This is a genomic window from Quyinboa mangrovi, from assembly GCF_042219825.1.
Lineage (GTDB): Bacteria > Bacteroidota > Bacteroidia > Bacteroidales > UBA5342 > JBHJHP01.
On the sequence record NZ_JBHJHQ010000056.1, the window covers coordinates 1 to 829 of the forward strand.

1 protein-coding gene is annotated in these 829 nt (G+C 29.0%); it reads left to right on the plus strand.

The features are described 5' to 3' along the window. The first annotated feature begins 23 nt into the window (after window positions 1-23). Window positions 24-710, plus strand: coding sequence for a hypothetical protein (locus tag ACE1ET_RS20535; protein WP_375730302.1), 687 nt, complete (start codon window positions 24-26; stop codon window positions 708-710). The last annotated feature ends 119 nt before the right edge of the window (window positions 711-829 follow it).

The window sequence follows — 829 nt, forward strand, 5'->3', positions numbered from 1 at the left end:
AACGTTGGCATTAATTTTACAAAATGACTCATATACTTGATTTCATAAAATCATTATTTTTTGACAACTCTAAATCATGGGGGTTTAGAACCGCAATGTCAATATCTATCATAGTCTTTTTGCTTTTGATAGACTTTGGATTAAAATTCACATACAACATACACATTAATAATAAATTAGAGCAATTAATTAAAATTCAGGAATTGAAAGACTCATATTCAAATGACACTTTAAAACTTATTAAAATAATTACACTAGAAAATAGAATTTTAAACTCGAAACATTATTCTGAATATTTATCCGACTTTTTACATAAGATTTTTTTCAAATCTGAAACAATAGACCAAAACAGCATCCAGAAAGCTCCAACAACTATTAAAAACGCTAAACCCGTTAGAAATATTTATTGGATGATTATTACTTCAAGTTTTACATATATAATATTATTCCCATTTATTCTGTTTTTACCATTATATAACAAGGAAAGCAGGAAAGCATCTGGCATATTTAGTTGGATTTCTTCCTTAGTTATGTTTGTATTTTTCATTGTATTAATAACTTGGTTATCATATAGAATACCTCTAATTCTTGGAAAACCATTTTTAAACTATATACTGAATTTCATTATTCATATTATATTTTTAATAACCCTTGTTTTATTGAGTTCTGAAAATCAAAAAAGAAAAACTAATGCCAACACACGGTCATAGTGCATGCGGTTTTGTTTTAATTTGCAAATTCATTTACCGTATGTCGTCGTTTTCGGCTTGACAGTCTCCACTCCGTGGGACAGTCAACCGCACGACACCATACCGCGGGAACGTTGTAG

Bases quoted from the DNA above. Each gene is read 5' to 3' on its own strand.
- ACE1ET_RS20535 (WP_375730302.1), top strand. From the start codon at position 24: ATGACTCATATACTTGATTTCATAAAATCATTATTTTTTGACAACTCT.